The 12671-nt window shown below is 33.5% G+C and carries 10 protein-coding genes; 3 read left to right on the top strand and 7 right to left on the bottom strand.

Annotated elements, in window-relative coordinates; translation table 11 throughout:
* Positions 1-59: 59 nt before the first annotated feature.
* The 5 genes from lgt to C8C87_RS10930 form a co-directional block, all read right to left on the bottom strand.
* Positions 60-986, bottom strand: a complete 927-nt coding sequence (lgt, locus tag C8C87_RS10950) for a prolipoprotein diacylglyceryl transferase (RefSeq protein WP_121342634.1) — start codon at positions 984-986, stop codon at positions 60-62.
* Between the two features lie 68 nt (positions 987-1054).
* Positions 1055-1303, bottom strand: coding sequence for a membrane protein insertion efficiency factor YidD (yidD, locus tag C8C87_RS10945; RefSeq protein ID WP_099714647.1), 249 nt, complete (start codon positions 1301-1303; stop codon positions 1055-1057).
* A gap of 82 nt (positions 1304-1385) precedes the next feature.
* On the bottom strand, positions 1386-2864 hold the full coding sequence (gene cysS, locus C8C87_RS10940) for a cysteine--tRNA ligase (RefSeq protein ID WP_121342633.1): 1479 nt from the start codon (positions 2862-2864) through the stop codon (positions 1386-1388).
* Between the two features lie 123 nt (positions 2865-2987).
* A complete protein-coding gene (folE, locus tag C8C87_RS10935; protein WP_099714650.1) occupies positions 2988-3659 on the bottom strand; it encodes a GTP cyclohydrolase I FolE in 672 nt (223 codons plus the stop codon).
* Between the two features lie 233 nt (positions 3660-3892).
* Entirely contained in the window at positions 3893-5098 is a 1206-nt protein-coding gene (locus C8C87_RS10930; protein ID WP_099714651.1) for a pyridoxal phosphate-dependent aminotransferase, read from the bottom strand.
* 127 nt (positions 5099-5225) lie between these two features.
* Between C8C87_RS10930 and C8C87_RS10925 the strand changes: the two genes are divergently transcribed.
* Entirely contained in the window at positions 5226-6557 is a 1332-nt protein-coding gene (locus C8C87_RS10925) for a retropepsin-like aspartic protease (RefSeq protein ID WP_121342632.1), read from the top strand.
* A gap of 61 nt (positions 6558-6618) precedes the next feature.
* On the opposite strand, the gene C8C87_RS10920 is transcribed toward C8C87_RS10925, so the two are convergent.
* A complete protein-coding gene (locus C8C87_RS10920; RefSeq protein ID WP_099714653.1) occupies positions 6619-7005 on the bottom strand; it encodes a DUF1573 domain-containing protein in 387 nt (128 codons plus the stop codon).
* A gap of 217 nt (positions 7006-7222) precedes the next feature.
* Here C8C87_RS10920 and C8C87_RS10915 point away from each other — a divergent pair, with 217 nt between their 5' ends.
* Positions 7223-9856 carry a valine--tRNA ligase gene (locus C8C87_RS10915; protein ID WP_121342631.1) on the top strand — a complete coding sequence of 878 codons (2634 nt, stop codon included), beginning with the start codon at positions 7223-7225 and terminating at the stop codon, positions 9854-9856.
* 259 nt (positions 9857-10115) lie between these two features.
* The gene (locus tag C8C87_RS10910) at positions 10116-10493 is read left to right on the top strand and encodes a hypothetical protein (RefSeq protein WP_099714655.1); all 378 of its coding nucleotides are present in this window, start codon (positions 10116-10118) and stop codon (positions 10491-10493) included.
* Between the two features lie 161 nt (positions 10494-10654).
* Here C8C87_RS10910 and C8C87_RS10905 read toward each other — a convergent pair whose 3' ends face one another.
* Entirely contained in the window at positions 10655-12559 is a 1905-nt protein-coding gene (locus tag C8C87_RS10905) for an alpha/beta fold hydrolase (RefSeq protein WP_121342630.1), read from the bottom strand.
* Positions 12560-12671 lie beyond the last annotated feature (112 nt).

Raw genomic sequence — 12671 nt, 5'->3', positions numbered from 1 at the left:
AAAACGAAAAAGCTCCCATTGTAACGGGAGCTTTTTCGTTTTATTAAGTAAACATGATGTTATACTTTAAGAGGTTTTTCAGCAGTGAAAATGAAATACAGTCCTATAAGTATAAAAGGAATACTTAGCCATTGTCCTGTAGAGAATAATCCCAAAGAGCTTTCGAATCCACCTTGGCTTTCCTTAACGGATTCTACAACAAAACGAACAGAAAATAAAAGGACTAGAAACATACCAAATAGGTATCCTGTTTTATTTCTTTTTTCAGTTTTCCAATACAAGAAAAATAAAATAGCAAAAACAAAAACGTAACAAAATGCTTCGTACAATTGCGTAGGATGTCTTACTGGAACCTGCTCCAGTAATGATGCAAATTTTGGATCGGTTGCTATTGCTGTATAGGCATCTTTAGGATTGGCTATTTGAGTAGCATTGACCGCATCCATCGGACTGAAATGATCTTTGATGAATTTTATTCCAAATGGCGATGTGGTTTCATGACCTATAATTTCTGAATTGAAAAAATTTCCTAATCTCACAAAAATGGCTCCGCTGGCAACTGGAATTACCACTCGGTCTAAAATCCACATTTGAGGTCTTTTTAGCACATTTTTACTGTAAAAATACATCGCAATTATGATAGAAATGGCAGCGCCATGACTTGCTAAACCCTGGTAACCGGTAAATTCAAAATTTGGAGAAAAACGGAAAGGTAAAATGATTTCCAATAAATGATTGCGGTAATACTCCCAATCATAAAAGAAAACGTGTCCTAAACGGGCGCCAATCAAAGTGGCAAGTACAGTCCAGATAAACAATGAATCTAATTTTTCTATAGATTCTCCTTCACGTTCAAATATATGTTTCATTATGTACCAGCCTAATCCAAAAGCAATTACAAACATTAAGCTGTAATATCGAATGATAAAAAAGCCTAAATCGATTCCCTCTGATGGATTCCAAACGATGTTTAAAGCGTGTGTCATTTAGTGTTAAATTTGTTTATTAGTCGTAAAAATAAAGATTTAAAGTAAAATTTCGTATTTAAAAAAAGTTAATGTTTATGATGACATGCTTTTTTGGGAACAGGATCATAACCTGTTTTGCCCCAAGGATGGCAACTTAAAATACGTTTCATTCCTAAAAATCCACCATAAAATAAGCCATGGGTTTGTAATGCTTCAATCATATAGGAAGAGCAGGTAGGTTCAAATCTACAAGCTGCTGGAGTAAAAGGGGAAATGGCAACTTGATAAAATCGAACCAATAGCAAAAATGGGTAAACAACTATTTTTGACAACATGACTTTAGTATTAGAATTTAAAACTTCACTTTTGTTAATCAAAATTATTTTACGGTATTAATCTGCGACTTGGTATAGAAAACTAAATACTAAAAGTAGTTCCTTCTTTTCCATCTTTCAACTGGATTCCCAATGCAATCAATTGATCTCTAATTTGGTCTGATAAAGCAAAATTCTTATTGTCACGAGCTTGTTTTCTCATTTCAATAAGCATGTTTACCGTTCCTTCTAATTTGTCATTACCGCTATCCGAAACTTTTTCATCTTCCAGTCCCAGGACTTCAAAAACAAAACTGTTCATTGCTTTTTCAAAAGATTTTAAATCCTCGGTATTCAACGTTTCTTTTCCATCTTTCAACAAATTGATAAAACGAACGCCTTCAAATAACTGCGCAATTAAAATTGGCGTATTAAAATCGTCATTCATTGCATCATAACAGAATTGTTTCCAAGCCGGAATGTCAATCGTACTTTTTGTGTCTGCAGTGATATCTTTTAATGAATTCATTGCTTCCATCAATCGTTTGTATCCTTTTTCGGCAGCGACAATGGCATCATCAGAAAAATCAAGAATACTTCGGTAATGCGCTTGTAACATAAAAAATCGTGCTACCGATGCTGAAAAGGCTTTGCTTAGAATAGTATTTTCTCCGGTCAAAATTTCTCTTGGCAATATATTATTACCAGTAGATTTGGCCATTTTTTTACCGTTTAACGTAAGCATATTGGCGTGCATCCAGTAATTGACTGGAGTTTGTCCAGTACATGCTTCATTTTGAGCAATTTCACATTCATGATGCGGGAATTTCAAATCCATTCCACCTCCGTGAATGTCAAAATGATTACCTAAATATTTTGTGCTCATTGCAGTACATTCAAGATGCCAACCCGGAAATCCATCGCTCCATGGCGAAGGCCATCTCATGATATGTTGAGGCTCGGCTTTTTTCCAAAGCGCAAAATCCTGTGAATTTCTCTTGTCACTTTGACCATCTAGATCACGGGTATTAGCCAGCATATCCTCAATATTTCTACCACTTAATCTGCCATAATGATTGGTTTCATTGAATTTCACTACATCAAAATAAACCGATCCATTGGCTTCGTAACCAATTCCTTTGTCGATTATGGTTTTAATAATTTCAATTTGCTCAATAATATGACCTGTAGCTGTTGGCTCAATACTTGGCGGTAAAAAATTAAATTCATTCAATATATCATGAAAATCTACCGTATAGCGCTGCACCACTTCCATAGGTTCCAGTTGCTCTAAACGGGCTTTTTTTGCAATTTTATCTTCACCTTCATCCACATCATCCACAATGTGCCCCACATCCGTAATGTTTCGAACGTAACGCACTTTGTAATCCAAATGCAAAAAATACCTGAAAATCACGTCAAAAGACATGAATGTTCGCACATTTCCAAGATGCACATTACTGTAAACCGTAGGTCCACAAACGTACATTCCTACATTTCCTTCATGTATTGGTGTGAAAATTTCTTTTTCTCCCGAAAGAGAATTGTATATTTTTAGAGTTTGGCTACTATATAATGGCATTTTTTATTTTTTAGGAGCTTTTTCCTGCTGTACGCTTAATCTTTTTATAGCAAAAAAGCCATAAAAAGGATACCGCTTCCATCAGGGCTAGGGCTTATCAGTACTATGAAATTTATTTCTTTTTTAGAATTTTGTTTCTAATTTAATATAATCCAAAAACTCTCTGCGAGTTACATTGTCTTTAAATTTTCCACCAAATTCGGATGTCACAGTGCTACTCTCGATATCACTGATTCCTCTTGAATTAACGCAAAGGTGTTTCGCATCAATCACACAAGCGACATCTTCAGTACCCAAAGCGATTTGTAATTCCTGAACAATTTGCATAGTCAAACGCTCTTGAACCTGAGGTCTTTTGGCATAATATTCTACAATACGATTCATTTTGGATAAACCAATTACGCTCCCATTAGAAATGTAAGCCACATGAGCTCTTCCTATGATTGGTAATAAATGATGCTCGCAAGTTGAGTAAACGATAATGTTTTTTTCAACCAACATTTCGCCATATTTGTAATTATTGTCAAATGTAGATGCTTTTGGTTTTTTTGCAGGATTTAAACCTCCAAAAATTTCTTTTACAAACATTTTTGCAACACGATTGGGCGTGCCTTTTAAACTATCGTCAGTCAAGTCCATTCCAAGTGTCAGTAGAATGCTCTCAACGTCTTTTTTTATTTTCTCAATTTTTTCATCATCAGTAATGTCAAAAGCATCATCTCTTACTGGATTTTTTGCGGATAAACTAACATGATTATCTCCTATTTCGTCTTGAAATTCTTCGTTTTTTATCATTAAAAGCAACTATTATTGTGGGTGTAAATATTTAAGCCGTAAAGATAAATAATAAAAATTAAAGAATTTCTAAAGCTCATACTATTTAATGATGACTTTATAGGCTATAAAGTCAATGGCTTGTTTCTATTGGTTATAAAAAGCAAAAGGCAATAACTCAATAGTTACTGCCTTTTGATGTAATAGGAATGTTTTTTTAGCGTCAGTTTAGCACTAAAAAAGCAAAGCTTATATTAGCTTTTTGATTGCGTTGCATTATAAACTGGAATCGCTGCTTTCAAAATTGATACAGCACTAATTAAATCTTCTTTCTTTAGCACATAAGCTATTCGAACCTGATTCAATCCCATTCCTGGAGTCGAATAAAACCCTGCAGCTGGAGCTACCATAACGGTTTCACCATTCAAATCATAGGTTTCTAAAAGCCATTGTGCAAAATCATCAGCATTATCAACTGGAAGTTGTGCAATGCAATAAAAAGCACCTTTTGGTTTAGATACTATAACACCTTCAATTTTATTCAACTCATTTATTAAAGTGTCTCTGCGTTCTCTATATTCTGAAATTACTTCATCAAAATAACTTTTTGGAGTATCAAGTGCAGCTTCACTTGCAATTTGTTCAATAGTAGGAGGGCTTAATCTTGCTTGTGCAAATTTCATAGCGGTCGCCATGACTTCTTTATTTTTAGAAACAATACATCCTATTCTTGCACCGCACATACTATATCTCTTAGAAACCGAATCAATCATAATAGCGTGTTCCTCAAGTCCGGTAACATTCATTACTGAATAATGGATGTCACCATCATAGGTAAACTCACGATATACTTCGTCAGAAATCAAGAATAAATCATGTTTTTTGACCAAAGCTGCCAATTTCATAATTTCTTCTTTCGAATATAAATATCCCGTTGGGTTTCCTGGGTTACAAATCAGGATGGCTTTAGTTTTTGGAGTAATCAGTTTTTCAAAATCTTCTATAGCCGGTAAAGCAAAACCTGTTTCAATAGTCGAAATTACTGGAACAACAGTAACGCCTGAAGCTGTTGAAAATCCATTGTAATTAGCATAAAATGGTTCTGGGATAATGATTTCATCTCCTTGATCCATAGTGCTTCCCATCGCGAACATAAGTGCTTCTGATCCACCGGTAGTGATAATAATATCTTCAATATTTACCGAAATGCCTTGATTGATATAATAGGCAGATAATTTTTTTCTGTAGCTTTCATTTCCAGCAGAATGGCTGTATTCCAGAATAGTTAAATCAATATTTTTAACGGCGTTCATGGCGACTTCAGGAGTTTTGATATCTGGTTGGCCAATGTTTAAATGGTATACTTTATGTCCTTTTTTCTTCGCTATTTCTGAGTATGGAACTAATTTTCGTATTGGCGATTCAGGCATTTGTTTGCCTTTGTTTGATATTTTTGGCATAGTCTTGATTATTGAATTGCAAATTTGCAATTTTTTTTTCGAATTTATTATAATCAATATGCGTATATATTGTTAAATCTGCATTTTTGATATGATTTATTTAGTATTTTTATGTAAAAGATTAATAATGAAAAAAAGAATAGTAATAATTCTCATTTACCTGTTTGCTTGCCCTGTTTTTGCACAACAAGGATTTCAGTTTAAAAAAGACATGAATAAAATTAGTGTCCCTTTTAAATTGATTAATAATTTAGTCTTTGTACCTATAAAAGTAAATGGAGTAGAATTGAATTTTTTATTGGATACCGGTGTTTCCGAAACGATATTATTTAGTTTAGAAGATAAAAAAGAAGTTCGTTTTTTCAATGCTGAGAAAATATTGCTGAAAGGATTAGGAAGCCAAGAGGCTGTTGAAGGATTGAAATCCACTAATAATGTCTTAGAGTTTAATGATATGAAGTATAGTAATCATATGCTCTATATTATTTTGGACCCTGAATTTAATTTATCGTCACATGTAGGGATTCCGGTCAACGGAATTATTGGGTATCATTTTTTTCAAAATAATTTAATAGAAGTCAATTACAGGAAAAAAAGAGTTATAGTTTATAAGGACAATGATAAAAACAGAAAAAAAATTGAAAAAAGTTACAAAACAATTCCTATCACTGTTGAAAAATCCAAACCCTATTTAAAAAGCACAATAATTCAGGATAATAAAGAAATTCCTGTAAAGTTATTGATAGATATAGGGAACAGCGATGCAATATGGTTGTTTCAAGATCGTTCAGAATTGATTAAAGTTCCTGCAAAAAATTTCGAAGATTTCTTGGGTAGGGGTTTTAGTGGTGATGTAAAAGGTAAAAGAGCCATAATTAAAAAATTTGAGATGGGTGATTTTGAATTTAATAATCCTGTGGTTGCCTTTCCAGATTCGATATCAATTAGGAATGTAAATATGGTGCCAGATCGAAAAGGCTCAGTAGGAGGAGAAATTATGAAGCGGTTTACAGTTGTTTTTGATTACCAAAACAGCCAAATGTATTTAAAAAAGAATAGTGATTACAGTGTACCTTTCAGCTACAATAAAAGTGGAGTCGAAATACAACAAAATGGATTACAGTGGGTTCAGGAAACTGTGCGGATGGAAACGGTTCCTTTGTCTACAAAATATAATGAGTCCGGTGGTGTTAGAGTATTTATGGATGACTTTAAATATAAATTCCAATTAAAACCTATTTATGAGATTGCCTATGTGAGGCAAAATTCTCCGGCAGCTAACGCAGGATTACAAAAAGGAGATGTAATCATTTTAATTAATAATAATCCCATTCATAAACTTTCATTGCAAGAAATTAATGCCCTTTTTAAAGAGGAAGAAGAAAAATGGATTACTTTAGAAGTGGAACGTAAAAGCGAAATCTTAAAATTCAGGTTTCAATTGTATAATATTTTATAAACAAAAAACGCTTTTGGAAATAATATCCAAAAGCGTTTTTAATTTATTTTTGATTCTGAAATTAATTAGAAATAACTTCACCTTTAATTTTCAGAGCAACTCTTCCACCTTCATAGTTTACTGCATTTGACTCAACAGTTATCGTTTTTCTGATTGGTCCTGGAGCCATATTGTATTTCACAGTTATTTTTCCTGTTTTCCCTGGCATGATTGGTTCATCTGGTTTTGTAGGAACCGTGCAGCCACAAGTAGACAGTACATTAGTGATAATTAATGGAGCATTACCTGTATTTGTAAAGATAAAATCACGAGAGCCATTTTCATTCTTAGTAACCTTTCCATAATCAATTGTATTGTCTTTGGCTGCAAATTCAATTTTTGGGCCATTCTGAGCAAAACCGATACTGCTGATTAATGCGAATGCGAATAAAGCTATTGTTTTTTTCATTTTCTTATATTTAAATTCATTTAGTAAATTTACTTTCTTTTAATTAACGTACAAATTTTTATTTCTCTTTTTATAGTGTACTTAATTATTTACTTTTGTTCCCAATTAGAATTACAAATATCAGACCAAAGTTTTAAAGTTTATTTGTTGATTTGGTTATTTGTTTAACTGAACTAACAAACAATCGAATTTAACGATTAAACGAATCCACAATAAAATGACAATTCCTGCACAATTTGACGCTAAAACCATTGAAAATAAGTGGTATGACTACTGGATGAAAAACAATTATTTTCACTCAGAACCAGACCATAGAACACCATATACCATAGTAATTCCTCCGCCTAATGTTACCGGGGTTTTGCACATGGGACACATGTTAAACAATACCATCCAAGATGTATTAATCAGAAGAGCGCGTCTTAAAGGATTCAACGCTTGCTGGGTTCCGGGAACGGATCATGCCTCGATAGCTACTGAAGCTAAGGTAGTTGCTAAATTAAAAGCCGAAGGAATCAATAAAAATGATTTAACACGCGAAGAATTTTTGGCTCATGCTTGGGAATGGACTGATAAATACGGAGGTGTAATTCTTGATCAATTGAAAAAATTAGGGGCTTCTTGCGATTGGGAACGAACCAAGTTTACGATGGATCCTGATATGTCAGCCTCAGTAATTCGTTCTTTTGTGGATTTATACAACAAAGGCTTGATTTACAGAGGATACCGAATGGTAAACTGGGATCCCGAAGCAAAAACTACTTTGTCTGACGAAGAAGTAATTTACGAAGAACAACAAGGAAAATTATATTTCTTAAAATATAAAATCGAAGGAAGTGAAGATTTCCTGACGATTGCAACCACACGTCCGGAAACTATTTTTGGAGATACCGCGATTTGTATCAATCCAAATGACGAACGTTTTGCTCATTTGAAAGGAAAAAAAGCGATTGTGCCTATTTGCGGAAGAGTAATTCCAATTATCGAAGATGAATATGTTGATATCGAGTTTGGAACTGGTTGTTTGAAAGTGACTCCGGCGCACGATATGAATGACAAAGCATTAGGCGAGAAGCACAATTTGGAAATTATTGATATTTTCAATGAAGATGCTACTTTGAATAGTTTTGGATTGCAATATCAAGGACAAGATCGTTTTGTGGTTCGTGAGGCAATTGTCAAAGAATTAGAAACTATTGGAGCTTTGGCAAAAACAGAAACACACTTGAATAAAGTTGGAACTTCTGAAAGAACTAAAGCGGTTATCGAACCTCGTTTATCAGACCAATGGTTCTTGAAAATGGAAGATTTGGTTAAACCTGCGATTAAATCTGTTTTAGAAGATGGCGAAATCAAATTGCATCCAGCTCGTTTTAATAATACGTATGCACATTGGTTAAATAATATCCGCGATTGGAATATTTCGCGTCAATTATGGTGGGGACAACAAATTCCAGCTTATTTCTACGGGGACGGAAAAGAAGATTTCGTAGTTGCTGAATCTATCGAAGAAGCTTTAGTTTTAGCTAAAGAAAGAACCAACAACTTACAACTTACAACTTCTGACTTGAAACAAGATGTTGATGCTCTTGATACTTGGTTTTCTTCTTGGCTGTGGCCAATGTCTGTTTTTGGAGGAATTATGGATCCCGAAAGCGAAGATTTTAAATACTATTATCCAACGAATGATTTAGTAACGGGTCCGGATATTTTATTTTTCTGGGTAGCGAGAATGATAATTGCAGGTTATGAATACACAGGAAAAAAACCATTTACAAATGTATATTTGACTGGTTTAGTTCGTGACAAACAAAGACGCAAAATGTCTAAATCATTAGGAAATTCACCTGATCCTTTAGATTTGATTGAAAAATTTGGTGCTGATGGAGTTCGTGTAGGATTGCTTTTGAGCGCTTCTGCAGGGAATGACATTATGTTTGATGAGGAATTGTGTAACCAAGGAAAAGCGTTTACCAATAAAATTTGGAATGCGTTAAAACTGATAAAAGGTTGGGAAGTTTCGGATACAATTCCGCAACCGGAATCATCTAAAGTGGCGATTGAATGGTATGAAGCCAAATTGCAACAAACACTTTTGGAAATCGAAGACAATTTTGAAAAATACAGAATTTCGGATGCTTTAATGGCCATTTACAAACTGGTTTGGGACGATTTCTGTTCTTGGTTCCTCGAAATGATTAAACCGGCGTACCAACAACCAATTGACAGCGTAACTTTGGCGAAAGCCATCGAAATGCTTGAAAATAATTTGAAATTATTACATCCTTTTATGCCTTTCTTGACAGAGGAAATTTGGCAAATTCTTGCCGAAAGAACTACTGAGGAAGCGTTAATCGTTTCGACTTGGCCGGAAATGAAACCTTTTAATGCGAGTCTAATTGCTGATTTCGAAAATACAATTGAAGTGATATCTGGAATTAGAACGATTCGTAAAGACAAGAATATTCCGTTTAAAGATACAATCGAATTGAAAGCGGTAAACAATGATAAAGTGTCTACTTATTTTGATACTGTTATAACTAAATTAGGAAACATAACATCATTAGAATATGTTTCGGATAAAGTAGAAGGAGCGTTATCTTTTCGTGTAAAATCGAATGAGTATTTCATTCCGATTACAGGAAATATAAACGTTGAAGAGGAAATTGCAAAACTGACTGCTGAGTTAGTTTATACGCAAGGTTTCTTGAAATCAGTTCAAAATAAACTGGCAAACGAGAAATTTGTGGCTGGTGCGCCAGAGAAAGTTTTGGCAAACGAAAGACAAAAAGAAGCTGATGCCTTATCTAAAATTGAGACTATCGAACATAGTTTGGCAGGATTGAAATAAGAGTTAGTTTATTTATAAAATTTAAAATCCCACTCGTCTCGGCGAATGGGATTTTTTTGTTGAAAATTAGATAAATAATTCCGATTTCGGAAAAAGCAGAATTCTTGTGATTTGTTGTGATTTGACAATATTTTGTCGATAAACGGCTATTCTATTGTGATTTAAAGAGTATTTTGTCCTTTAAACGATTTTTATGTACTAAGTAAAATATTGTTAATATGTTTGTAGTGAGATTTTCAATTAATACTTTAGTATAGAAATGAAAAAAATATATAGTCCAGCTTACAGACAACATTATTTTGAAGGATATTCAATTGGTTTGAATCCATTTTTGGAGTTTAATTATGCAAAAAGGAATGAAGCTTTTATTGCTGGATTTGATTCTGGGAGATCAGATTATGAACGGATGAACGGATGCGTTAGTGATGGAATTCCGGAATGTATTGTAACTAATAAAATTTTGGAAGATTTTCTTCTGTCAGGTTTGCTTGGCTTAAGCATTGATACAGATGGTTATACTTCACATCAGATGAATTTAATTGCAAAATGGTATCAAAGTGGTGTAGAAAAATACGAGCCAAATCAAAGTATCGCTCTTTTTGAATTACTTGAAAAAAATGGAATTCAAATAAATTAAGCTTTTTATGAAATTGCTCGCCGATTAAATTGGTTGCAATTCACAAAATTTCCCTTAGATATAAGTATTGAACTAATAATGATAGACTCAGAAGGTTTACATTAAAAAAATCCATCTCATTTATAACGAGATGGATTTTTTTTGAACATACTTAATTATTTCTATTTCTTAGACTTTAGGTATTTATCCAAGAAGAGTAATGTGGTTTTTGTTGTCGCAATTTGGTTTTCCTTTTTTTGAAATCCATGCCCTTCATCTGGATATACTACATATTGAACCGGCACTCCATTTTTCTTTACTCCTTCTACAATTTCATCACTTTCTACAGGCAATACTCTTACATCATTAGCCCCTTGGAAAACAAGTAATGGTTTGTTTATTTTATCGTAATTGTATAATGGCGATATTTTTTTCAATCGAATACTATCAGCAGTATATGGATCACCCATTTCGTCATAGAGCGCTTTACGGAATGATTCCCAATAAGGAGGAATACTTTTTAATGTTCTGGGCCAATTTGCAACGCCAAATAAATCGATACCTACTTTAAATTCTTCGGGATGAAATGCTAATGCACCTAAAACCATGCATCCGCCATAACTTCCGCCGTAAATACCAATAGCATTCGGGTCAATATAATCCTGTTCTGTTAGCCATTTTTTGCCCCAAATACAGTCTTTTAAATCTCCGTTACTATGATCTTTATTATCCATTTTGTAAAATGTTTTTCCATAGCCACTGCTGCCGCGATTGTTTACGGCCAAAACCGCATATCCTTTATTAACCAGATATTGTATGGTGTTTGAATATCCAATGCGACTTTGTCCGCCAGGTCCTCCGTGTACCCAGATTAATGCTGGAACTTTATTGTTTTTAGAAGCTTGTAAAGGCTTATAATAAATAGCTGGTATTTCTTTGCCATCAAAAGATTTGAAACGAACCACTTCGGCTTTTGCAAGGTCGTCTTGATTGATTTTTTTACTTAGAGTGGAAGTCAGTTGTTTTAGTTTTTTGGAAGGAATATCATAAAGATATAAGTTTGGAGAGCTGGTACTGCTTCCTACAGTCAGCAATAATTTATTTTCACTATTGGAAATGATTACATTTATTACATCACCATCATCAAAGTCAGGTAGCTTTAGCGGTTTTCCGGTTGCATGTTCAAAAAGGAGTACTTTGTTTTTCCCGTCATTGTTCACAAAAACAATATGGTATTTTTCTTTTTCGCTTAAAGACATATACATTACATCCCATTTATCTTTGAAAATTTCTTCTGATTTTCCAGTATTGATATTGTATTTGAGTAACGAACTGAATTCTTTATCTTCATTACTGGTATAATAAAAAATGCTGTCATTTTTTTCAAAAGCCATTGGACTCCAATTTGCTTCTTTGTCGTTACTGAGACGTTTAGTTGTTTTGGTTTTACTATCGTATAAATACATTTCGTTTTTATCCGTAGTGATTTCTTTGGTAAGTGCTATATAACGTTCCGTTTTACTAATTACTGATGGGGTTAAACCGGATTCGTTTTGGTATAAAATGGTTGGTTTCCAAGTTAGAGTGTCTAATTTTAAAATATCAAAATACTTTACATCTCGCTTGTTACTGTTTATGTACATGTTTTTTTTGTCTTGGCTCCAGCCATTGAAACTATTGGCGCTATTTGCCCAAGGAGTGATGTCTTTTGGAGTACTACTTTTACGATCCATTAGGAATAAATGAGAATTTTCGTTTCCTCCTTCATCAGCCGAATAAATGAATTTAGAACTTCCAGGTAAGTAATCTACAGTATAAATACTTTCTTTAGTAGATTTTGTCAATGCTATAGCGGTAGTATCTGCGAGAGATAACTCATACGCATTGTAGATTCCGGTTGTGTTATTGTTTATTAGAATTTTTGTTTCATCGTCATTGAATCCTGAAGCACTTATCGATTTGGTATTGTAAAAATCTTCCAACTCATATTGTTCAGGCAAACGTGCTTCTTCCTTTTTTTTCTCATCCTTACATGATGAAAGTATCATGATTAATAAAGCCCCAAATAAAATAGATGTTTTTTTCATAATTTAAAATTTGTTAAGTCATTATATATCAATTGTTACCATCAAATATATGAAAAAAATAACGCTTTGGTGAAAAATAGAAAACCCCGTCTATTTCTAAACGAGGTTTTTA

It is taken from the genome of Flavobacterium sp. 120, assembly GCF_003633605.1.
Classification (GTDB): Bacteria; Bacteroidota; Bacteroidia; order Flavobacteriales; family Flavobacteriaceae; genus Flavobacterium; species Flavobacterium algoritolerans.
This window is presented reverse-complemented; position numbering and strand designations above follow the sequence as displayed.

What these genes read in the sequence shown, in the direction of transcription:
- lgt (WP_121342634.1), bottom strand. Translation starts at nt 986, where the DNA reads ATGACACACGCTTTAAACATCGTTTGGAATCCATCAGAGGGAATCGAT.
- yidD (WP_099714647.1), bottom strand. Translation starts at nt 1,303, where the DNA reads ATGTTGTCAAAAATAGTTGTTTACCCATTTTTGCTATTGGTTCGATTT.
- cysS (WP_121342633.1), bottom strand. Translation starts at nt 2,864, where the DNA reads ATGCCATTATATAGTAGCCAAACTCTAAAAATATACAATTCTCTTTCG.
- folE (WP_099714650.1), bottom strand. Translation starts at nt 3,659, where the DNA reads ATGATAAAAAACGAAGAATTTCAAGACGAAATAGGAGATAATCATGTT.
- C8C87_RS10930 (WP_099714651.1), bottom strand. Translation starts at nt 5,098, where the DNA reads ATGCCAAAAATATCAAACAAAGGCAAACAAATGCCTGAATCGCCAATA.
- C8C87_RS10925 (WP_121342632.1), top strand. Translation starts at nt 5,226, where the DNA reads ATGAAAAAAAGAATAGTAATAATTCTCATTTACCTGTTTGCTTGCCCT.
- C8C87_RS10920 (WP_099714653.1), bottom strand. Translation starts at nt 7,005, where the DNA reads ATGAAAAAAACAATAGCTTTATTCGCATTCGCATTAATCAGCAGTATC.
- C8C87_RS10915 (WP_121342631.1), top strand. Translation starts at nt 7,223, where the DNA reads ATGACAATTCCTGCACAATTTGACGCTAAAACCATTGAAAATAAGTGG.
- C8C87_RS10910 (WP_099714655.1), top strand. Translation starts at nt 10,116, where the DNA reads ATGAAAAAAATATATAGTCCAGCTTACAGACAACATTATTTTGAAGGA.
- C8C87_RS10905 (WP_121342630.1), bottom strand. Translation starts at nt 12,559, where the DNA reads ATGAAAAAAACATCTATTTTATTTGGGGCTTTATTAATCATGATACTT.